Annotated in this window: 23 protein-coding genes and 1 tRNA gene; 10 read left to right on the plus strand and 14 right to left on the minus strand. The window is 63.0% G+C overall.

What is annotated here, in order from left to right; all coding sequences use genetic code 11:
- The first annotated feature begins 47 nt into the window (after positions 1-47).
- The 4 genes from J2X62_RS21870 (at position 48) to J2X62_RS21885 (ending at position 2,756) form a co-directional block, all read left to right on the plus strand.
- Entirely contained in the window at positions 48-1,061 is a 1,014-nt protein-coding gene (locus tag J2X62_RS21870; RefSeq protein WP_052073790.1) for an iron-siderophore ABC transporter substrate-binding protein, read from the plus strand.
- Positions 1,062-1,065: 4 nt separating this feature from the next.
- A complete protein-coding gene (locus J2X62_RS21875; RefSeq protein WP_027496607.1) occupies positions 1,066-1,539 on the plus strand; it encodes an NUDIX domain-containing protein in 474 nt (157 codons plus the stop codon).
- A gap of 98 nt (positions 1,540-1,637) precedes the next feature.
- Positions 1,638-2,555: an SPFH domain-containing protein gene (locus tag J2X62_RS21880; protein ID WP_032366350.1), complete on the plus strand. Its 918-nt coding sequence runs from the start codon at positions 1,638-1,640 to the stop codon at positions 2,553-2,555.
- A 3-nt stretch (positions 2,556-2,558) separates the two neighbouring features.
- Positions 2,559-2,756 (plus strand): hypothetical protein, encoded by a 198-nt coding sequence (locus J2X62_RS21885; RefSeq protein ID WP_027496605.1) that lies wholly within the window; start codon positions 2,559-2,561, stop codon positions 2,754-2,756.
- A 24-nt stretch (positions 2,757-2,780) separates the two neighbouring features.
- Here J2X62_RS21885 and nrdF read toward each other — a convergent pair whose 3' ends face one another.
- The 7 genes from nrdF to J2X62_RS21920 form a co-directional block, all read right to left on the minus strand.
- Positions 2,781-3,791 (minus strand): class 1b ribonucleoside-diphosphate reductase subunit beta, encoded by a 1,011-nt coding sequence (gene nrdF / locus J2X62_RS21890; RefSeq protein ID WP_032366349.1) that lies wholly within the window; start codon positions 3,789-3,791, stop codon positions 2,781-2,783.
- Between the two features lie 298 nt (positions 3,792-4,089).
- Positions 4,090-4,998 (minus strand): hypothetical protein, encoded by a 909-nt coding sequence (locus tag J2X62_RS21895; RefSeq protein ID WP_032366348.1) that lies wholly within the window; start codon positions 4,996-4,998, stop codon positions 4,090-4,092.
- A 184-nt stretch (positions 4,999-5,182) separates the two neighbouring features.
- Positions 5,183-7,348 (minus strand): class 1b ribonucleoside-diphosphate reductase subunit alpha, encoded by a 2,166-nt coding sequence (nrdE, locus tag J2X62_RS21900; protein WP_032366347.1) that lies wholly within the window; start codon positions 7,346-7,348, stop codon positions 5,183-5,185.
- Positions 7,349-7,382: 34 nt separating this feature from the next.
- Positions 7,383-7,844: a class Ib ribonucleoside-diphosphate reductase assembly flavoprotein NrdI gene (gene nrdI, locus J2X62_RS21905; protein WP_027496602.1), complete on the minus strand. Its 462-nt coding sequence runs from the start codon at positions 7,842-7,844 to the stop codon at positions 7,383-7,385.
- Between the two features lie 24 nt (positions 7,845-7,868).
- Positions 7,869-8,102, minus strand: a complete 234-nt coding sequence (locus J2X62_RS21910; RefSeq protein ID WP_027496601.1) for a redoxin NrdH — start codon at positions 8,100-8,102, stop codon at positions 7,869-7,871.
- Positions 8,103-8,504: 402 nt separating this feature from the next.
- Positions 8,505-8,627: a type B 50S ribosomal protein L36 gene (gene ykgO / locus J2X62_RS21915; protein ID WP_027496600.1), complete on the minus strand. Its 123-nt coding sequence runs from the start codon at positions 8,625-8,627 to the stop codon at positions 8,505-8,507.
- A 43-nt stretch (positions 8,628-8,670) separates the two neighbouring features.
- Positions 8,671-9,237 carry an NAD(P)H-dependent oxidoreductase gene (locus J2X62_RS21920; protein WP_032366346.1) on the minus strand — a complete coding sequence of 189 codons (567 nt, stop codon included), beginning with the start codon at positions 9,235-9,237 and terminating at the stop codon, positions 8,671-8,673.
- Between the two features lie 104 nt (positions 9,238-9,341).
- On the opposite strand from J2X62_RS21920, the gene J2X62_RS21925 reads away from it, so the two are divergent.
- Positions 9,342-9,941 carry a TetR/AcrR family transcriptional regulator gene (locus J2X62_RS21925; RefSeq protein ID WP_027496598.1) on the plus strand — a complete coding sequence of 200 codons (600 nt, stop codon included), beginning with the start codon at positions 9,342-9,344 and terminating at the stop codon, positions 9,939-9,941.
- Positions 9,942-9,951: 10 nt separating this feature from the next.
- Here J2X62_RS21925 and J2X62_RS21930 read toward each other — a convergent pair whose 3' ends face one another.
- On the minus strand, positions 9,952-10,734 hold the full coding sequence (locus J2X62_RS21930; protein WP_032366571.1) for a fructosamine kinase family protein: 783 nt from the start codon (positions 10,732-10,734) through the stop codon (positions 9,952-9,954).
- A 66-nt stretch (positions 10,735-10,800) separates the two neighbouring features.
- Here J2X62_RS21930 and nadE point away from each other — a divergent pair, with 66 nt between their 5' ends.
- Positions 10,801-11,646, plus strand: a complete 846-nt coding sequence (nadE, locus tag J2X62_RS21935; RefSeq protein WP_032366345.1) for an ammonia-dependent NAD(+) synthetase — start codon at positions 10,801-10,803, stop codon at positions 11,644-11,646.
- Positions 11,647-11,676: 30 nt separating this feature from the next.
- Here nadE and J2X62_RS21940 read toward each other — a convergent pair whose 3' ends face one another.
- Both J2X62_RS21940 and moaA read right to left on the minus strand, forming a co-directional pair.
- A complete protein-coding gene (locus tag J2X62_RS21940; protein ID WP_027496595.1) occupies positions 11,677-11,922 on the minus strand; it encodes a MoaD/ThiS family protein in 246 nt (81 codons plus the stop codon).
- 31 nt (positions 11,923-11,953) lie between these two features.
- Positions 11,954-13,006, minus strand: a complete 1,053-nt coding sequence (gene moaA / locus J2X62_RS21945) for a GTP 3',8-cyclase MoaA (protein WP_094643087.1) — start codon at positions 13,004-13,006, stop codon at positions 11,954-11,956.
- 179 nt (positions 13,007-13,185) lie between these two features.
- Here moaA and glp point away from each other — a divergent pair, with 179 nt between their 5' ends.
- The 3 genes from glp to J2X62_RS21960 are packed head-to-tail and all read left to right on the plus strand — an operon-like array spanning position 13,186 to position 15,786.
- Positions 13,186-14,376 carry a gephyrin-like molybdotransferase Glp gene (gene glp, locus J2X62_RS21950; RefSeq protein ID WP_032366343.1) on the plus strand — a complete coding sequence of 397 codons (1,191 nt, stop codon included), beginning with the start codon at positions 13,186-13,188 and terminating at the stop codon, positions 14,374-14,376.
- Positions 14,373-15,380 carry a bifunctional molybdenum cofactor biosynthesis protein MoaC/MoaB gene (gene moaCB, locus J2X62_RS21955; RefSeq protein WP_310390578.1) on the plus strand — a complete coding sequence of 336 codons (1,008 nt, stop codon included), beginning with the start codon at positions 14,373-14,375 and terminating at the stop codon, positions 15,378-15,380. The genes glp and moaCB overlap by 4 nt, the downstream gene beginning before the upstream one ends.
- Entirely contained in the window at positions 15,373-15,786 is a 414-nt protein-coding gene (locus tag J2X62_RS21960) for a molybdenum cofactor biosynthesis protein MoaE (protein WP_027496591.1), read from the plus strand. Before moaCB ends, J2X62_RS21960 begins: the two co-directional genes overlap by 8 nt.
- A gap of 5 nt (positions 15,787-15,791) precedes the next feature.
- Here the strand turns inward: J2X62_RS21960 and J2X62_RS21965 are convergent, their stop codons facing one another.
- Entirely contained in the window at positions 15,792-16,850 is a 1,059-nt protein-coding gene (locus J2X62_RS21965; RefSeq protein ID WP_032366342.1) for a GTP-binding protein, read from the minus strand.
- A gap of 11 nt (positions 16,851-16,861) precedes the next feature.
- Positions 16,862-17,947: an N-acetylmuramoyl-L-alanine amidase gene (locus J2X62_RS21970; RefSeq protein WP_230591971.1), complete on the minus strand. Its 1,086-nt coding sequence runs from the start codon at positions 17,945-17,947 to the stop codon at positions 16,862-16,864.
- A gap of 549 nt (positions 17,948-18,496) precedes the next feature.
- Between J2X62_RS21970 and J2X62_RS21975 the strand changes: the two genes are divergently transcribed.
- The gene (locus J2X62_RS21975) at positions 18,497-18,841 is read left to right on the plus strand and encodes an Lsr2 family protein (protein WP_032370939.1); all 345 of its coding nucleotides are present in this window, start codon (positions 18,497-18,499) and stop codon (positions 18,839-18,841) included.
- 114 nt (positions 18,842-18,955) lie between these two features.
- Here the strand turns inward: J2X62_RS21975 and J2X62_RS21980 are convergent.
- Together J2X62_RS21980 and J2X62_RS21985 are read right to left on the minus strand one after the other, a co-directional pair.
- Positions 18,956-19,028: transfer RNA gene (locus J2X62_RS21980), tRNA-Ala, on the minus strand.
- A gap of 126 nt (positions 19,029-19,154) precedes the next feature.
- Complete coding sequence (locus J2X62_RS21985) at positions 19,155-19,901, minus strand: DsbA family protein (RefSeq protein WP_032390069.1); 747 nt, start codon at positions 19,899-19,901, stop codon at positions 19,155-19,157.
- Positions 19,902-19,918: the final 17 nt, after the last annotated feature.

Raw genomic sequence — 19,918 nt, forward strand, 5'->3', positions numbered from 1 at the left:
GCCGGTTCGCGCCACACACCACGGGCACGGCGGCCGCTGTCTGTCTGATGGCAGCCGTGGCGTTGACCGGATGCTCCGACTCCGCGACCGAGGACGACGCATCCACCATCGTTCGCAGTACGACGAACATTGCCGGAGCGGGGGTGGTCGGTAACAACCGGGACACCGTCGGACTGTGTCCCGCACTTGCCCCACTCGACCCGACGGGAGTCGAGGGCGATACGCGCCCCGTCGGGCACGCCGAGGGAATCAGTGCCATCCCGGCCGATCCACAGCGCATCGTCGTCCTCGACGCTGCAGGCCTCGACGCCAGCTGCGCGGTCGGGATCTGGGAACGCGTCGTCGGCGCGGCCACGCTCGACCCCGACTTCCGGGGAGACGGAGACCAACCGCTGTACCTGGGTACCGGCCTGGCGTCGGTTCCGTCGGTCGGCCCGGTCGGTGCCCCCGACCTCGATGCGATCGCCGCCCTCGCCCCGGACCTGATCCTGGGTGCCGATTCTCTCGGATCCGATACCTACGATTCGCTGACTGCCATCGCGCCGACCGTGTTCACCGCAACCGGACAGGGATGGAAAGACACCTTTCTGCAGTCCGCAGCCGCCTTGGGTCGAGGCCAGGCAGGATTCGACCAGCTCGCGTCGTTCTCCGCGGATGCCGAACGCGTCGGTCGCGAGATCGATGCAACCCAGACGCAGGCGTCGGTCGTCCGATTCGATGCCGACTCCGTCGAGGTCGACGGCCAGGATTCCTTCGCGGGCCAGGTGCTCGCCGAGGTCGGCGTTGCACGGCCACAGAATCAGCGTGACACCGGTTTCTCGGTCGAGCCCGGCAACCTGGAGCCCGTCGAGGGCGACATCGTCTACGTGCGATTCGCGGGTCCGGACGGCGAGACCTTCGGCCGTGAGGTGATGGACGGCGACGCGTGGCACGCTCTCGGCTCGGTCACCGACGGGCGGGTGTTCGTGGTGAACGACACGGTCTGGTCGGGCAGCGGGGTCGTCGCGGCGCGGGCGGTTCTGGCCGACCTGTCCGCTTCTCTGAACGCCTACGTGTCCTGACGCGATGCCCATTCCGGACTTCGTTCAGGCGCTGCGCAGCGTCGTCGGCACGTCCCCGCTGTGGCTGTCCGGCGTCAGCGCTGTCGTTCTCGACGACGATCGGCGCGTGCTGCTGACTCTGCGGGCGGACAACAACACCTGGGCGGTGGTGTCCGGAATCCTCGAGCCCGGCGAGGAACCTGCACCCGCCGCGCTGCGTGAGATCGGTGAGGAGACCGGTGTGGACGCCACGATCGTGCGCCTGACGAGCGTCGACGTGACAGAGCCCATCACCTACCCCAACGGCGACGTCGCGCAATATCTGGACATCACGTTCCTCGCTCGCTACACCGGCGGCACTCCTCATGTCGCCGACGACGAGAACCTCGACGTGGCCTGGTTCGAACTCGACGGCCTACCCGAAAACCTCACGGCCACCTCACGATTGCGGATCGAGAAGGCCATCGCCGACGACCCGTCGGCGTGGTTCCGACGCTGACTCCCCCACCATCCCGAGACCGCAGCTCCGTCGAACCGTCCCCCACTCGGTCGATAATGTGATATCACTTTAGTATCACTCACGAGAGGGAGGTTCCGATGTCCGTACCCACTACCGTCGCCGAGAAGCCGACGGGTACTCCGACCACCACCATTGCCGAGCGCACCGGCTGGGATCTACCCGGCTGGTCGATGCTCGGCGTCGGTCTCGCGCTGTTTCTCGGCGGAATCGCCGCGTTCGCTCTCGGACTGGTCTTCTCCGTGGTGGGGCTCACGGTCGTCGGAGTCGTCCTGTTCGTGCTCTCGCTGCCGGCACTCATGGGATTGACTCTGGTGCAACCGAATCAAGCTCGCGTTCTGCAGCTACTCGGCAGTTCGTACAGCGGGACGCTGCGTACACCGGGGCTGCGCTGGACCAATCCGTTGACGTACCGCAGGGCCATCTCGACGCGAATTCGCAACCACGAGACCGGTCAATCGAAGGTCAACGACGCCGACGGCAATCCGATCGAGATCTCTGCCATCGTCGTCTGGCAGGTTGCCGATACCGCCCTGGCGTCCTTCCAGGTCGACGATTACGAGGAGTTCGTGGCCGTTCAGACCGAATCTGCGGTTCGGCATATCGCCGGTAGCTACCCGTACGACGCCGAAGGACGAATGTCGTTGCGCGAGAACGCCGACGAGATCACCGCCGCCATGTCGGAGGAAGTACACGCGCGGGTGCGATCGGCCGGCGTCGAGGTGATCGAGACCCGCATCAACCGTCTTGCCTATGCTCCGGAGATCGCGCAGGCCATGCTGCGACGCCAGCAGGCCGGAGCTGTCATCGCAGCGCGTCAGCAGATCGTCGAAGGTGCGGTGGGAATGGTGGAGATGGCACTCTCGAAGCTCGAGGAGAAACACGTCGTGGAACTCGACGAGGAGCGGAAAGCGGCCATGGTGTCGAATCTGCTCGTGGTGTTGTGCAGCGATCGCGATACCCAGCCCGTCGTCAACACCGGATCGCTGTACCAGTGAGCCATGGCCGTCGAGCGTAAGAAAATTCTGCTTCGGCTGGACCCAGCGGTGCACGACGCTCTTGCCCGCTGGGCCTCCGACGAGCTCCGAAGCACCAACGCTCAGATCGAGTTCCTACTGCGTCGAGCACTGAGCGAGCAGGGCCGAATGCCGAAGGAGGCCAAAGACATTCGCGCGCCGGGCCGCCCACCGAAGGAGTGAGCGGCCCGGCGCGAGGATGGGTTTCTAGAAGTCCCAGTCCTCGTCTTCGGTGTTGACGGCCTTTCCGATGACGTACGAGGATCCCGAGCCGGAGAAGAAGTCGTGGTTCTCGTCGGCGTTGGGTGACAGTGCCGACAGAATTGCCGGATTCACATCCGTCTCGTCCTTGGGGAACAGACCCTCGTAGCCGAGGTTGTTCAGTGCCTTGTTGGCGTTGTAGCGCAGGAACTTCTTGACGTCCTCGGTCAGACCGATCTCGTCGTACAGATCCTGGGTGTACTCGACCTCGTTGTCGTACAACTCGAACAGCAACTCGAACGTGTAGTTCTTGAGTTCCTCGCGCCGCTCCTCGCTGACCTTCTCGAGACCCTTCTGGTACTTGTATCCGATGTAGTACCCGTGCACGGCCTCGTCGCGAATGATCAGCCTGATCAGGTCCGCCGTGTTGGTCAGCTTGGCCCGTGAGGACCAGTACATCGGCAGGTAGAAGCCGGAGTAGAAGAGGAACGACTCGAGCAGAGTCGACGCCACCTTGCGCTTGAGCGGGTCGTCACCGTGGTAGAAGTTCAGCACGATCTCGGCCTTGCGCTGAAGGTTGACGTTCTCCTCGGACCAGCGGAACGCATCGTCGATGTCGCGGGTGGAGCTGAGGGTGGAGAAGATGGAGCTGTAGCTCTTCGCGTGCACCGACTCCATGAACGCGATGTTGGTGTACACCGCCTCCTCGTGGGGAGTGATCGCGTCGGGAATGAGGCTGACTGCACCGACGGTGCCCTGAATGGTGTCGAGCAGCGTCAGTCCGGTGAACACGCGCATCGTCAACTGCTTCTCGACGGCGGTCAGAGTGGCCCACGACGGGATGTCGTTCGACACCGGCACCTTCTCGGGCAGCCAGAAATTACTGGTGAGACGCTCCCAGACTTCGGAGTCCTTGTCGTCCTGGACCCGATTCCAGTTGATCGCGGTGACACGATCGATGAGCTTTAGCGCTGGAGTTCCGTGAGCCGGCGTTTGCGGCTTGGATGCGGTCGTCATTTGGGTCCCCGGTGTCGAGTCGTTTGCTTGGGTTGGTCAAATCTATGTGTGTCCGACCCTCAAACTCAACTTAGCTTCTGATGGTCGGCCTGCCGCTCGATGCTGATCGGCGACCTGAATCAATCTTGACCTTCAAACTACACCCATGCAACTCAGTTGGCTGACGACTCGCCTGATGCAGCAGTTTGCACAATTCACCGAAACTTGTTGTGAAACAGCACTAGTGGCGACAAGATAGCTTGTCGCCACTAGTGCTGTTCGTTCAATTGTGCCATCGCGGCCAGCTGCAATAGCCAGATCAACCAGCGTCGCGCTCCTGTAGAGCCGCGCGCATTGCTACAAACTTCCGAAACAAATCCAACACGTCATCGGAGCTTTCCAAAGCTCGCAGAGTCACCTTGAGGTTCGTCCGCCTGCCCGGCTCAAGCCCTGGCAATGTTCTGAGCCTGTACTTCGGACTCTTCAACAATTTCCCTCTAGAGTTCAGAACCGCCTGCTCGTCCTGCACATAAGTCAGTACGCTTGTCTCGTAGAAGCGGCGAGCAGACATGAGCATCCCAGAGCGAGCCCAACTCGTCGGCACGAGCAGAAGCGGCTCGCCATGTGCCACGGGCAACGTGAACGCTGCTACAACCCATTCTCGCGTCGACGGATCCCACGCCTGCGATCGTATGGTCACCAGCTTATGACCGTGCGATGAAAACTCGGGATACCTCCTGACCATCTCTGCCGTGTACCGGGCGAGAGGTCCGTAGATGATTCTGGTCGTTATGTCCGACGTGATGTCATCCCCGACACCGTCGATGTACAGCGGCAATTCCTCCAGGCGCTTGAGGACGCCCACCCTCAGCAGGGCATGAAGATCAGTCGACAGGCCGTTCCAGATCCAACGTCCAACGTCGGCAGCTCCCCCGTGTCCATGGAATCCATTGACGGACATACCAAATCGAGTTTCCTTCGGCTCCGGAAAGTGATTAAGCAAGGCCCGTCCGCGCATGCGATCCGACACCGATGGTGACATCACACATCGAGCGATCGTGTCGAAGTAACTGTCGATGCAGTCAATCGCTTCTCCCGCAAACGGACCAGGAGTTCTACTTAGCCTGATCGCATGCGGATCAATGAAGAGAAGGTTGTCCCTAGCGACAGCCACATCGACGAACGGGACTGCTCTGGTGATACCGAAATACTGAGTGATGTTTTTCATAATGCGGTCCTCCTGGGGATTTAGGCCCAGAGGACGGAAAGAGGCATCTTGCCTCAAGAAGTTCCGATACGCTCAAGTGGACTGATGAAGTCACCCTCGCGCCTCCGGGCCGAGATCGGTCTGGCTCCGTTGCCGCGGAGCCAGACCGAATTTTATTCAGTTCTCTGGCTGATATGCCGAGCCCTCACAACATGCAGGAAACGCAGCCCTCGACCTCGGTGCCCTCGAGGGCCATCTGACGCAGACGGATGTAGTACAGCGTCTTGATGCCCTTACGCCATGCGTAGATCTGTGCGCGGTTGATGTCGCGGGTGGTGGCCGTGTCCTTGAAGAACAGCGTCAACGACAGGCCCTGATCGACGTGTTGCGTTGCGGCAGCGTAGGTATCGATGATCTTCTCGTAGCCGATCTCGTACGCGTCCTGGTAGTAATCCAGGTTGTCGTTGTCGAGATACGGTGCCGGGTAGTAGACGCGGCCGATCTTGCCTTCCTTGCGGATCTCGATCTTCGACGCCACCGGGTGAATCGACGAGGTCGAGTTGTTGATGTACGAGATCGAGCCGGTCGGCGGAACGGCCTGCAGGTTCTGGTTGTAGATTCCGTACTCCTGCACCGACGCCTTCAGCGCGGCCCAGTCGGCCTGGGTCGGGATGGCGACGTCGGAATCGGCGAACAACTTCGCGACCTTCGGTGTCGCAGGCTCCCACACCTGGTCGGTGTACTTGTCGAAGAACTCACCCGACGCGTACTTGGAATCCGGGAAGCCCTTGAAGTACTGGCCGCGCGCCTTCGCCAGCTGGTTCGACGCCTGGATGGCGTGGAACAACACCGTGTAGAAGTAGATGTTGGTGAAGTCGATTCCCTCGGTCGAGCCGTAGTGAATGCGCTCGCGGGCGAGGTAGCCGTGCAGGTTCATCTGACCCAGGCCGATCGCGTGAGAGTCGTTGTTGCCCTGCTCGATCGACGGTACCGAGAAGATGTGGGTCTGATCCGACACCGCAGTCAGACCACGGATCGCCACCGCGATGGTCTTACCGAAATCGGGCGAATCCATCGTCTTGGCAATGTTCAGCGAGCCCAGGTTGCACGAGATGTCCTTGCCCACATGGCTGTACGAGAGGTCGTCGTTGAACGTCGACGGCGTCGAGACCTGGAGAATCTCCGAGCACAGGTTGGAGTGAGTGATCTTGCCCTTCACCGGGTTCGCACGATTGACGGTGTCCTCGTACATGATGTACGGGTAGCCGGACTCGAACTGCAGCTCGGCGAGGGTCTGGAAGAATTCACGCGACTTGATCTTGGTCTTGCGAATCCTCTTGTCGTCGACCATCTCGTAGTACTTCTCCGAGACGTCGATGTCGGCGAACGGCACTCCGTAGATGCGCTCGACGTCGTACGGCGAGAACAGGTACATGTCCTCGTTCTTCTTCGCCAGCTCGAACGTGATGTCCGGGATGACGATTCCGAGGGACAGCGTCTTGATGCGGATCTTTTCGTCGGCGTTCTCACGCTTGGTGTCGAGGAACTTGTACACGTCGGGGTGGTGCGCGTGCAGGTACACCGCGCCCGCGCCCTGGCGTGCCCCGAGCTGGTTGGCGTACGAGAACGAATCCTCGAGCAGCTTCATGATCGGGATGACACCGGACGACTGGTTCTCGATCCGCTTGATCGGCGCACCTGCTTCGCGAATGTTGCTCAGCAGCAATGCAACTCCGCCGCCGCGCTTGGACAGCTGCAACGCGGAGTTGATGGATCGTCCGATGGACTCCATGTTGTCTTCGATGCGGAGCAGGAAGCACGAGACGGGCTCGCCGCGCTGCTTCTTGCCCGAGTTGAGGAAGGTGGGCGTCGCGGGCTGGAATCGGCCGGCGATGATCTCGTCCACGAGATCGGTGGCCAGGGCTTCGTCACCGGCCGCCAGCGTCAATGCCACCATGCACACACGGTCCTCGAAGCGTTCGAGGTAGCGCTTGCCGTCGAACGTCTTGAGCGTGTAGGAGGTGTAGTACTTGAACGCGCCGAGGAAGGTCGGGAATCGAAACTTCTTCGAGTACGCGTGGTTGATCAGGAACTTCACGAACTCACGTGAGTACTGGTCCAGAACCTCGGGCTCGTAGTAGTTCTCCTCGACCAGGTAGTCCAGCTTCTCGTCCAGGTCGTGGAAGAACACGGTGTTCTGGTTGACGTGCTGCAGGAAGTACTGATTGGCAGCTTCGCGGTCCTTCTCGAACTGGATCTCACCGTTGGGCCCGTAGAGATTGAGCATCGCGTTGAGCGCGTGATAGTCCATGTCACCGTCGCTGCGAACGGGCGCGGGTGCGGGTGCTGCGTCGGTGATGGTCGGTGCCACGGCGGTGCTCCTACTGGTCTGTGGTGGTTGATGCTCAGTGCGTGTGGGCAGCGCGACGGACTTCCCGTTCCCAGAAGTCTTCGAGTCCCTCGCGGACTCGCACTACGTCCTCGGGGGTGCCCATCAATTCGAAGCGGTAGAGATACGGAACCGCGCATTTCTGCGAGATGACGTCTCCGGCAAAGCAGAAGGAGTCACCGAAATTGGTGTTTCCGGCAGCGATGACGGCTCTGATCAACGATCGATTGTGCTTGTCGTTGAGAAACTTGATCACACGCTTGGGGACGTAGTTGGTGTCGCGGCCGGCGTACGTCGTTCCTCCGCCGTACGTCGGCACGATCAGGACGTAGGGAGAGTCGACGCGAAACGTGCCGTCCGGATCTCGTAAGGGAATGCGCGTCGCGGGGATATCCAACTTCGACACGAAACGGTGCGTGTTCTCCGACGCGCTGGAGAAGTAGACGAGTGAGTTCGAGGACTGCTGTTGTGAACTCACCGCTCACTCACTTTCTCGATCTGTTCAAGCAGCGTTCGTCGCTAGGGTCTTGATGCGATCCGGGCGGAAACCGGACCAGTGGTCGTCACCGGCGACGACGACGGGGGCCTGCAGGTAACCGAGCGCCATGACGTAGTCACGTGCCTCGGGGTCCTGCGAGATGTCGATGACGGAGTACTCGATACCCGCTTTGTCGAGGGCGCGGTAGGTGGCATTGCACTGGACGCAGGCGGGCTTGGTGTAAACGGTGATGCTCATGGTGTCCCTCTTTCCGTTGTCGCCGTCGGGTGCACCGATGGCGACGATGTGCTCTGCGTGTGGCACCGAGAACATCTCCCGCTCAGGGCGACTGCGACCTGCTCGAACCCACGTCGTTCGGGCTCTTCGAGTTGTGGTCTCTCGGCGGGTCAAACACTACACCTAGTGTCCCCCATCTGCCTAGAACACGAGATGTTGCGAACAACATGCGTGGTATTCGCTGGTCACGGCCGTGCGACCGACGCTCGTCCACCCCACATCGGCGTGTCGGACGTCACAAAACGAGGTGTCTTTCGTCACTACCGACCGTCGCCCCGACAGTGACGTTCCCCTACGACATCCGCGCACGACGACGGCCCCTCGGAATTGCTCCGAGGGGCCGTCACGTGGATCACGCGAGCGTCAGCGTTGACGCGCCTTGAACCGCGGCTCCTTCTTGTTGATCACGAACACGACCCCATGGCGGCGAACCACCTGGGCACCGGGCTTGTTCTTGAGCGATTTCAGAGAATTTCTCACCTTCATGAGACCAGGCTACATGAAAACGATTCCCGATACCATCAAGCGGTCACGCGCTGACGAGTTCCTTCGATGCCTTGACCAACTCGGCCACGACGTGACCGATCTCACCGGACACCTCGGCGTTCTCACGCGGGTGAGCGGTCCCGAACTTGTCGATGGTGCCGCCGATGGAGAGCTGGACGTCCTCGAGTACGGATCCGCCGGCGATGCGGACGGCCTTGCTCGTGTCCTCGTGGGCCCACTTGGCCCCGTTGCCGCTCGGCGATGCGCTGATGACCACGACCGGCTTGCCCACCATGGCACCGGCACCATAGGGACGTGAGAGCCAGTCGATGGCGTTCTTCAGCACGGCCGGAATGGTGCCGTTGTATTCGGGCGTGACCAACAGCAGCGCAGAAGCCTTCTCGGCAGCGGCGCGCAGAGCGAGGGCGGCCGCAGGCACGGAGCCGTCGACGTCGATGTCCTCGTTGTAGAAGGGAACGTCGCCCAGCCCGTCGTAGACCACGATCTCGGCATCGGCCGGTGCGACGGTGACTGCAGTCTCGGCAATCTGCTTGTTCACCGATTCGGCGCGCAGGCTTCCGACGAGAACGAGTACGTGTGCGTCTGACATGAAATCTTCCTTCGAAAGTTCGGATGACGTGATCGTCGTGTCAATTCATACCATCCAAACGGACCGCGGTCCACTTGTATTCCTCAGCGAGGTACCCTGAACAGGTGACCGGTCCGATGCTGCCCGTAGTAGGCGAAGACTCCGAACGCTGTGACGCTGCCCGCAACCGCCGGCTGCTCCTCGACGCGGCGACGGAGCTGGTGGCGACCCTCGGTGCCGACGCCGTCACCATGGAGGCCGTGGCAACGAGGGCCGGCGTCGGCAAAGGCACCGTGTTCCGGCGCTTCGGCAACCGCGCCGGGTTGATGCGAGCCCTGTTGGATCACACCGAGAAGATGTTGCAGAGCTCGTTCATGTTCGGCGAACCGCCGCTCGGGCCCGGTGCCGATCCCATCGACCGCCTCGTCGCGTTCGGTCGGGCACGGCTGGAGTTCGTCAGGGTTCAGGGTGAGGTGCTGCGGGCCGCGGAAAGCTCGGCCGACGCTCGGTATTCGGCTCCGGCGCACATGGTCAATTTCACACACGTTCTGTCTTTGCTCCGTGCAGCCGGCGTGGAGGGAGACCTGGAACTTCTCACCTATTGGCTGCTCACACCCCTGGAAGCCACGTTGGTGCTGCACCAGTACCGAGACCTCGGAATGACGATGGATCGTCTGGCCGACGGGTGGGAAGATCTGGTGCGCAGAGCAACTCGCGTCCCATAGCGGTTGTCGGTCACGTCGCGAGGATCGACAGTGCCGCCGAATGCAAGGCAGTTCCGTACGAACGGCCGTGTCCGGCCGCATGTACGGCCAGAGGATGCAACTGGTGGAGGGCGGTCCGGTCGCGCCACCCCGTCCGCAGCGGGTGCACGGACTCGTAGCCGTCGACCATGGCGTCCAGATGAGGACAGCCGAACAGTGCCGCCATCGCCAGATCCGTTTCGCGATGGCCGCCGTGTGCCGCGGGATCGATGAGCACGACACCCGCATCGGTCCAGAAGACGTTGCCGTTCCACAGGTCTCCGTGGATTCGACTGGGCGGTTCACCGTCGTCGAACTCGCCGTCCGCCACCCGTCCGCACGCCGCCTCGACGGTCGCCGCCTCGGACTGCGTCACGTTTCCGGCGTCGACCGCGATCCGCAGATACGGCAGCACTCGCTCGGCGGCGTAGAACGAACCCCACGTGGCGTGGACAGTGTTGGTCATGGGCCGCGAGCCGATGAACAACTGCCCGGGAAACGGTGTGCCGTCCGGGCGATTCGGCGGAGCCCCGAATCCGGCCGCGCCGCCGTCGTGCATCCGGGCCAGTGCGCGCCCGAATCGACGGGCCGCGATCTCAGTGGGACGCGCGGCCGTCAACCGCTCGAGTTCGATGAACGTCGGTCCGCGATCGAGAACACCGACGACAGGCACCCCTGTCTCACCGAGCCACGCGAGTCCCGTCGCCTCGGCCTCGAAGAAGTCCGGGTGCGCGCGGGTATCTCGCTTGACGAAGGTATCCGTGGATCCGCTCACGTCGAACGACACTACGCATCCTTCTCGACCCGAACGCGTACCCGCACTCGTCATTAGGATGATCGGATGGGACACATCAACTCGGAATTGCGCTCCGGAATCATGCGTGAGCTGGCGGTACAGTCGACCATCGATCCGGTGACGGAGGTCCGCAGGCGCGTGGACTTCCTCAAGGACTACCTCGCGTCGACCCCGGCCTCCGGTTTCGTACTCGGGATCAGCGGCGGACAGGACAGCACGCTCACCGGCAAGCTCGCACAACGGGCGGTGACCGAACTACGTGCCGACGGGCACGAGGCCGAATTCGTCGCCGTACGGCTCCCCTACGGTGTGCAGGCCGACGAGGACGACGCGGCGATCGCACTGAAGTTCATCGATCCCGACCGCACGGTGACGGTGAACATCAAGGAGGCCTCCGATGCCGCAGCCGCTGCGACCGCCGAGGCTCTGGGAACCGGCGAGGTCCGAGATTTCGTGCGCGGCAACATCAAAGCACGTCAACGCATGGTCGCCCAGTACGCGATCGCCGGCGAACTCGGCTATGTGGTCGTCGGCACCGATCACGCGGCCGAGGCGGTCACCGGCTTCTTCACCAAGTTCGGCGACGGCGGGGTGGATTTGACACCTCTGACCGGCCTGACCAAGCGACAAGGCGCTGCGCTGCTGCGCGAGCTCGGTGCGCCCGAAAGTACCTGGCGCAAAGTCCCCACCGCGGATCTCGAAGACGATCGACCGGCTCTGCCCGACGAGGAAGCACTCGGCGTCACATACGAGCAGATCGACGACTACCTCGAAGGCAAGGACGTCACCGAGGAAGTGGCCGACAAACTCGAGAAGATGTTCGCCGCGACGCGGCACAAGCGAACCGTTCCAGTGACACCGTTCGACGATTGGTGGAAGAACGGTCACTGACCGACCTTCGTCGGCGGCGATCGGTGACGATCAGCCGCCGGCGAACGGCGGCAGTACGTCGACTCTGCTGCCTACGGACCGCCCCAGATCGCGGGTCAACTCGTCTCCGACCAGATACGCCGACACCCGCAGAATCGGTTCCATCGGGGCTCCGTACCGAGAACGGATGGCCTCGCGCAATTCTCCCAGCGTCGCACCGGCCGGCAGAGTGAGGTGTTCCGACTCGCAGCCGGACGCGTCGACGGCGGCTGCGAAGTACCGCACCTCCACCTGCATCGTTCGACTATCGGTCGTGCTGGGCTGTGTCTCAACCACCGATTGCTCCCATACTGCGGGTCGGTGGCACGAAGCCCTCGGCGTCGATGCCGTGCCCGGCCCATTTGTTCCACATGGCTCCGCGCCATACTGCTGCCAGCTCGTCATCGGTGGCACCGCCCCGCAGCGCCGCGCGAAGATCCGTCTCGTCGTCGCTGAACAGGCAGGACCTGATGGTCCCCTCGGCGGTGAGCCTCGTGCGATCACAGTCGCCGCAGAACGAGCGCGTGACGGACGCGATGATTCCCACGGTTGCCTCCGTGCCGTCCACGCTCCATTCCTCGGCGGGAGCGGACGGATCGGCGCGACCCACTTCACGAAGATCGAAAGCAGTGGACAGCTCGTCGAGCAACGTCTGGGCGTCGATCATGTTGTTGCGGGCCCATTCGTGATCGGCGTCGAGTGGCATCTGCTCGATGAATCGAAGCGCGACCCCCTCGTCCAGACACCACCGGAGCAGATCCACGGAGCCGGAGAGCGTATCTCGCATCAGTACGGCATTGACCTTCACCGGACCGATGCCCGCCTTCTTGGCCGCTCGGATACCGGCCAGCACCGACGGCAGACGATCGCGTCGAGTCAAGCGCGCGAACTGTTCACGATCGACCGAGTCCAACGACACGTTGACGCGCGTCAGACCGGCCTCGGCGAGGGCCTGCGCACGATGTTCCAGACCGACGGCATTGGTGGTCATGGACAACGGAACGCCGTCCGCCACAGCGGAGCACGAACGAAGGATCTCGTCCAGGTCTCGGCGCATCAGAGGCTCACCGCCGGTGAAACGCACGTCGCGTATTCCCAACAGGCGCACGGCAACCGAGACGACCCGAGCGATCTCGCCAGCGGTCAGTAGGTCGGCTGCGGGGATTGCCGGCAGCCCCTCCTCCGGCATGCAATACGTGCACCGCAGCGAGCACTTCTCGGTGATCGAGATGCGCAGATCGCGTGCCACCCGCCCGAAGCGATCGATCAGATGCGGCACGTCGGGACGATCGTCCACCGGGCCGAACGACGACCCCGAGGAAGCTGCGCCTATACGTGGGATCCCGAGGGACGTGACACTGTCCACCGTCACCTCACACCTCGAATCCGTCTGTTCCTGCATGTCTCACATCGGCTTGTCTACCCAGTATGCCGCAGCCCACACGCGCCCGTCGTGTCGGCGTGCCTAGGATTGGCAGCCATGACGGCTGAGCACACTCGAGCGATCACCGGACCTGCACTGTGAGCGCCGTATCCGTCGAGGAGCACGCAGCAGCGATCGAGTGGCTGCTCGCAGACTTGGGCACCCGAGCAGCTCAACGAGTGCCGCTGACCGACGCACTGGGGCGGGTGGCATTCCACGACGTGACCTCCCCCGTCGATCTACCTCTGTTCCGGAATTCGCAGATGGACGGTTATGCGGTCGATTCTCGCTCGGTGCAGTCTGCGCCCGTGACGCTTCCGGTATCGACGATCATCGCTGCCGGACCCACCCGACCCTCGACGCTCACGCCCGGTAGCGCAGCCAAGATCATGACCGGTGCACCGATACCCGACGGAGCGGACGCCATCGTCCCCGTGGAGGACACCACGGTGACCACCGCAGGTGCGGTGACCGTCGAACGAGCCCGCGTCGCAGGCGAATTCGTGCGCGAACAGGGTAGCGACGTACGCGCGGGAACGATCCTGATCGACGCGGGCAGAGTGCTCGAGCCCCGGCACATCTCGGTTCTCGCGGCCGTCGGACTGGCCACCGTCGACGTACGGTCGCGTCCTCGTGTGGCCGTGGTGACCACCGGAGCAGAGTTGGCCGACGCAGGCGAGACGCTCTCGCCCGGTCAGATCTTCGACTCGAACGGCATCACTCTTGCCGCGCACCTGCGCGCGAGCGGTGCCGACGTGGTCACCGTCGCACGCAGCACCGACGATCCGGAACGCTTCCGAAGCATCCTCACCTCCGCAGCCGCATCGGCGGAGCTCATCATCACCTCCGGTGGAGTGTCGATGGGCGACTTCGAGGTGGTCAAGGACGTTCTCGCGCCGCTGGGTGGACAGTTCGGATCGGTTCGGATGCAACCGGGTGGACCGCAGGGCATCACGATGTTCGACGGCACTCCGGTCCTGAGTTTCCCCGGCAACCCAGTCAGCACCGTGGTGTCGTACATCATGTTCGCGCGCAACATCGTTCGGCGATCTGGCGGCCTGCCACCGGTCTTGTCGGGCCCTGCGACTCTGTTCCAGTCGATCACCTCGCCGCCGGGCAGGCGTCAACTGCTCCGCGGGAAATTGCGTGACGACGGCCGGGTCGAACTGGTCGCCGGACCGGGGTCCCACCTGGTGGCCGCACTGGCGTGGGCCGACGTGCTCATCGACATCGCCGCCGAGACGACCGAACTCGCCGCAGGATCACCCGTGGAGGTATGGCCGCTGTGACCACCGAAGTTCCGCAGAACCCCCTGTCGCACCTCGACGACGAGGGCCGCGCCCGCATGGTCGATGTGGCGCACAAGAAAGAGACCTCCCGAACCGCTGTGGCGGCAGGCGAGTTCGTCACCACGCCCGAGGTCATCGGGTTGGTGCAGGCGGACGGCATGCCGAAGGCCGATGTCCTGGCGACCGCTCGGATCGCCGGTATCTCGGCTGCCAAGCGCACGTCCGATCTGATTCCGCTGTGCCATCAACTCGCGCTCTCGTCGGTCAAGATCTCCTTCGGATTCACCGACACCTCCATCACGGTCGAAGCCACCGCGCGCACGACCGGTAGGACCGGCGTCGAGATGGAAGCCCTCACCGCCGTCGCGGTTGCCGGGCTGACCCTGCACGACATGGTCAAGGCAGTCGACCCGGGTGCGACGATGAACGGCGTCCGGCTGATCACCAAAGACGGTGGTAAGCATGGACATTGGCAGCGTGATGCGAAGGCGACCGCCCCCGACGACGACGCTCGGCCGTCGGAGGGGACGAAGTCGGCGGTCGTGCTCGTGGCCTCCACCGGCGGTGCTCGCGGAACCCGCCCGGACACCACCGGCCCGTCCATCGCATCCTGGCTGACCGATCGGGGCTTCGCGGTGCGCGGCCCGCTGGTGTACGCCGATGCCGACATCGAGGCCGGACTGCGCGACTCGCTACGCGGCGAGCCGTCGCTGATCATCTCGACCGGCGGAACCGGCGTCTCCCCTACCGATGCAACTCCGGAGGCCACGGCGGCACTGCTCGACATCGAGATGCCAGGAATAGCAGACCAGATCCGCGCCAAGGGAACCTCCGCGACGCCGCACGCGGTGCTGAGTCGCGGAGTGTCCGGGTTGATCGGACGTACCCTCGTCGTCAATTTGCCCGGATCACCGGGAGCCGTGAAAGACGGCTTGGCCGTTCTCGATCCGCTCCTCGATCATGTACTCGCCCAGATCTCAGGAGGAGGACCCCACGATGACTGAACTCGTCGCCCGCATCTCGAACGAGCCGCTGACGACCGCCGAGGTAGAGGCCGCGGTACAGGATTCGCACCACGGTGCCGTGGTGCTGTTCAGCGGAATCGTTCGTGACCACGACGGTGGCCACGCCGTGGAAACTCTCGAATACCGCGCCCACCCCGATGCGGAACGCTTCTTGAGCCGATGCTGCTCGGAGGTCTCGTCCGAAACCGGTCTTGCGGTCGCTGCCGTGCATCGCGTCGGGGACTTGCGGGTCGGCGATCTCGCGCTCGTGGCCGCAGTCGGATCGGCTCATCGCGCCGAGGCGTTCGAGGCGTGCGCCCGACTGGTCGAACGCATCAAGGCCGAGGTACCCATCTGGAAACGGCAGGGCTTCGAAGGCGGGCGCACCGAATGGGTCGGACTGTAGAAGACCTACGCCGGCTCGAGGTATCGATGGACCGGCAACATGGCCGAGGCGTCGACTGCGTCGTCAGGGCCGCGCACGCAGGCCCGCAGTCGATGTTCGACCGCGTCCGCATCGAGTTCGGTGCCGATCAGCACCAGTGATGTCTGCTGGGCTTCACCCCGTGACCACGCTGCACTCTCGAACCGGATGTGTCGCCCTACCGTCTGCACGATGAACTTCTGCTGGTGTCCCGGCAGGTCGAAATGCACGACACCCTTGATGCGGTAGAGGTTTCCGGTCGGGTTCTCCAGAAATTCGATCAGCCGACGCGGCTCCATCGCTGCTGTGCTGACGAACTCGGTATGCGAGTACTGCGCATGCAGGTGTCGGTGGTGTCCGTGCTCGTGGCAGCTGTCGTCGTCGAGGTGCTCACGCAGAAGTTCGTCGAAGGACAACTGCACGGGTAGTGCCGATTCGACCGGCCCGTTCTGGGGCCGGTCGAACAACAACAGAGGATCGACGCGTCCGAACGACACAGCTGCGACAGGGACGTCGCCGACAATGGACCGAACCGTCGACACCACCGCAGAGCGCTCCGAATCCTCGACGGCGTCGGACTTGTTCAGTACCACCAGATCCGCCAATTGCAGATGCTGATCGATTTCGGGATGCAGGGTGCGGGTAACCGCGAATTCGACCGCGTCGACGACTCCCACCAATCCGCCGTACACGATGAACTCGTTCTCACTGCCGCGCACCATTCGAATGAGATTCCGTGGCTCCGCCAATCCGCTGGCCTCCACCACGATCACGTCTATGGCCGAACGGCGGTGTGCCAGCGTATCGAACATCGCGTCCATGTCACTGATGTCCACCGCACAGCAGATGCATCCGTTGCCCAGTGACACCATCGAATCGACCTGTCCTGCAACGAGCATGGAATCGATGTTGATCGCACCGAAATCGTTGACCACGACGCCGATCCGAATTCCCGCATCGTTGCGCAACAGATGATTGAGCAGAGTGGTCTTGCCGGCACCCAGAAAGCCGGCAACGATTACCACCGGAATTCGTCGACGCGCCACGCCGGTCGAGACTACCGGGCGGCGAGAATTCGATTCAGGAGGCCTCGAGCGAAGGTGGAGACGCTGCTGACGTTCTCGTCGGTCACCAATCCCTTCAACCCGTCGACACCGAACGATTCGACATACGGCGAGACGCTTTCGAGTAGTCGAGACAAGGCACTACGACCCGCTACGGACGTCGACGTAGCGGCGGGGACAGTCGCGCTCGTCGGCGTCGGCGCAGAGGCGGTGGGAACTGCGACGTCCGGCGACGAGGCAGCCTCGGCTCCGAGAAGATAGTCGATGATGCCGGTGGAGATGGCGATCGCATGCTTCACCTGACCGTCCGAGCCCTCGAGCACCGCCGCGTCGTCCGGGTTGGAACCATTGCCCATCTCGACGAACACCAACGGAACAGTCGTCAGTGCGGGCCCCGCGACGTCGGATCGTTCCTGGATCCCGTCGACAACGCCCGAGTAATTGGCGGGATCGAACCCGGCGCGAACGTAGGAATCTCTCATCAGCTTCGAGGCCGAGCGCCCGCCCTCGGACTGAGCCGCATCGGCCGCCGCATTCGGAATCGGCAGTGTCGGCACGATCAGATGGAATCCGTGCTTGTCGGTGTCGGTCGTCGTGCTCGTCGAGTCCGCATGAATGCTGACGGCCACATCGGCTCCGGACGCGCTGGCAGCGCGAGCCCGATCGTCGACGCACCCGCCCCATCCGGCGTCGTCGACGCGGCTGGTCTTCACCGTCGCACCGAGACTCTCCAGACTGGACCGAACCAGCTCCGAGACCTTCCAGTTGATGGTGTGCTCCGGCACCCCGTCCACCGTGGTCATGCCCGTGGTCTGGCAATCCTTGGTACCGCCGCGCCCGTCGTCGACCTGCCGTTGCAGATTCTCCGAGTGAGCTGTGCCCTGGTGACCCGGATCGAGGAAGACCGTCTTTCCCGTCAACTCTCGTCCGGCCGATTCCGTGCCGGGTGTCGCCGACGGCGCGGTGGCGGGCGTGGACGGGTCGGCCGATGCCGGTGCGCCGACGAGCGCTCCAGCACCCAGTAGACCTGCGCACATCAGCGTCACCGCAGCCGACCCGGCTGTTCGTGAAGATTTCATCGACTCGTGGGCGCTCCGGTGGAGCCGGTCGCGCCACTCCCCTCTCGGCACCTCGGACGCCGTCGAGCCACGCGGTTCCCATTGGCATCAGGAGCTACCGTGCGTCACAACAGACACTTGCTGCTCGAGTGAACCAGAGATCGATCCATTCGAGTCCCTGATCGAATTTCGTTAGCCAAAGGATTGCATTTCGTGATCGATCCGTTGCGATCTGCCCAGCCTTCTCATGTTTCCCACGACGGCGACACAAGTGCCGCGAAACTCCGAAACCGGCCGCCGGCTCGAACCGACCCCGAGAACGAATTTCCTATGAATACCGGACAGTTTGTCTTTGTTCACCGCAACAGCGATCCCTCGCACTGCGCACACACTTAATGCCTGCGCCACGTCGGTTTCGACGAATACATCTGCAGATTCTGTGGCAATGCTGCGAAACCGGTAACAATCGATCGGCCAGCATGGATATACACATTGTTCGGCCGTATAGTCGACACAGTTCGATCTGGACATCCCCCCGCATCATTCCCTGCACCATTGGAGAGCTTCAGCATGGCCAGAAAAGTCTATGTGCAACTAGTCGATGACATCGACGAAAAACCGATCGAATCCGGTGGCGAACACATAACCTATTCGGTCAACGGAGTCAGCTACGAAATCGATCTGAGCGACAAGAACGCCAAAGAATTCCACCGCAAGCTCGACTATTACATCGAGCACTCGACGAAGGTGGGCGGAAAGCGACAGAAGAAGTCGAGTTCCCCGGCCACCGGGGCGAAGCGCGACGCCAATCAGACCAAAGCCATCAGAGAATGGGCGAAGGCGAACGGCCACAACATTTCTGCGCGCGGAAGAATACCCGCCGAAGTGGAGCAGGCGTTCGACGCAGCTCACTGACCCCCGCCTTCCGAATCGGCGTCTCAGGACTCACGCTGCAGACGCCGATTCGGTGGCCGAAGCCATAGACACAACAAAAGCGCCGCCCGATGGGCGGCGCTTTTGCTTTCTCGGTGGAGCTAAGGGGACTCGAACCCCTGACCCCCACACTGCCAGTGTGGTGCGCTACCAGCTGCGCCATAGCCCCGAGTACTGCGTGCTCCCGCTCATGCGGTTGCTCGAACGAAGTTACACCATCGCTCGCGGCAGCAACAAATCAGCTGGTGCGGCCCCTACTCGATGCTCCGGTACGGGCCCCCGCGCTCGACCCCGATCAGCCGACCGTAGCCAGCCATTCCGAGTCGCCCAGCGCGTCGACCACCTGTCCATCCACCAGAACACCCGGAGTTCCGCGTGCGCCCGATGCGGCCAAGGCGTCCCGACCGGTCGTCGCGTCCGCCACCGCTGCGTCACGCTGCGCGCCCGTGGTGATGCACTCCACCGCAAGATCGCTCGCTCCGTTCGACGTTGCCAGCTCCGCCAGTTCGGCATCGGTTCGGTCGGAGTCGCTTCCTTCCTCCGGCTGGAATTCCGGGTCGAACAGTGCGGCGTGGAAACCCGAGTAGACCCGCGCATTCTCGGTTGCGGCCACGCAGTGCGACGCCGCAACGGCCCGCGTCGAATAGTCACCCGAGGCCGAGCTCGCATCGAGGAAATTGATCAGGTGGTAGTTGACCGAGACAACGCCGTCGTCGATTTTCTGAGCCAATTCCTGGCCGTGCTTCACCTCGAGATCACTGCAGAATGGGCACATCGGGTCCTCGTAGATATCGATGACGCGCTGCGCGCCCGGACGAGCCAATACGACGACACCGTCTCCCGGCAACGACAATTCGACCTCGGGATTCTTGACCGATCCGTACCCGTCGTTCCGGGGCGCGTCGCTGCCTCGCTGCCACAGGATCGCTACCACGACGACCGCGACCACCACGAGGAATGCAATACCGCCCAGAATGTACGTCACGGTATTCGACGAGGCCTGCGGAGTGTGTTTCGTGCTGGATGTCTTCTTCTCGCTCACAGAGCGAATACTACGGA

It is taken from the genome of Rhodococcus sp. 3258 (assembly GCF_031456475.1).
GTDB lineage: Bacteria > Actinomycetota > Actinomycetes > Mycobacteriales > Mycobacteriaceae > Rhodococcoides > Rhodococcoides fascians.

Bases quoted from the DNA above. Each gene is read 5' to 3' on its own strand.
- J2X62_RS21885 (WP_027496605.1), top strand. From the start codon at position 2,559: ATGGCCGTCGAGCGTAAGAAAATTCTGCTTCGGCTGGACCCAGCGGTG.
- J2X62_RS21960 (WP_027496591.1), top strand. From the start codon at position 15,373: ATGACTGAACTCGTCGCCCGCATCTCGAACGAGCCGCTGACGACCGCC.
- J2X62_RS21970 (WP_230591971.1), bottom strand. From the start codon at position 17,947: ATGAAATCTTCACGAACAGCCGGGTCGGCTGCGGTGACGCTGATGTGC.
- J2X62_RS21880 (WP_032366350.1), top strand. From the start codon at position 1,638: ATGTCCGTACCCACTACCGTCGCCGAGAAGCCGACGGGTACTCCGACC.
- nadE (WP_032366345.1), top strand. From the start codon at position 10,801: ATGGGACACATCAACTCGGAATTGCGCTCCGGAATCATGCGTGAGCTG.
- J2X62_RS21975 (WP_032370939.1), top strand. From the start codon at position 18,497: ATGGCCAGAAAAGTCTATGTGCAACTAGTCGATGACATCGACGAAAAA.
- nrdF (WP_032366349.1), bottom strand. From the start codon at position 3,791: ATGACGACCGCATCCAAGCCGCAAACGCCGGCTCACGGAACTCCAGCG.
- J2X62_RS21920 (WP_032366346.1), bottom strand. From the start codon at position 9,237: ATGTCAGACGCACACGTACTCGTTCTCGTCGGAAGCCTGCGCGCCGAA.
- ykgO (WP_027496600.1), bottom strand. From the start codon at position 8,627: ATGAAGGTGAGAAATTCTCTGAAATCGCTCAAGAACAAGCCCGGTGCC.
- J2X62_RS21895 (WP_032366348.1), bottom strand. From the start codon at position 4,998: ATGAAAAACATCACTCAGTATTTCGGTATCACCAGAGCAGTCCCGTTC.
- J2X62_RS21910 (WP_027496601.1), bottom strand. From the start codon at position 8,102: ATGAGCATCACCGTTTACACCAAGCCCGCCTGCGTCCAGTGCAATGCC.
- J2X62_RS21940 (WP_027496595.1), bottom strand. From the start codon at position 11,922: ATGCAGGTGGAGGTGCGGTACTTCGCAGCCGCCGTCGACGCGTCCGGC.
- J2X62_RS21870 (WP_052073790.1), top strand. From the start codon at position 48: ATGGCAGCCGTGGCGTTGACCGGATGCTCCGACTCCGCGACCGAGGAC.
- J2X62_RS21875 (WP_027496607.1), top strand. From the start codon at position 1,066: ATGCCCATTCCGGACTTCGTTCAGGCGCTGCGCAGCGTCGTCGGCACG.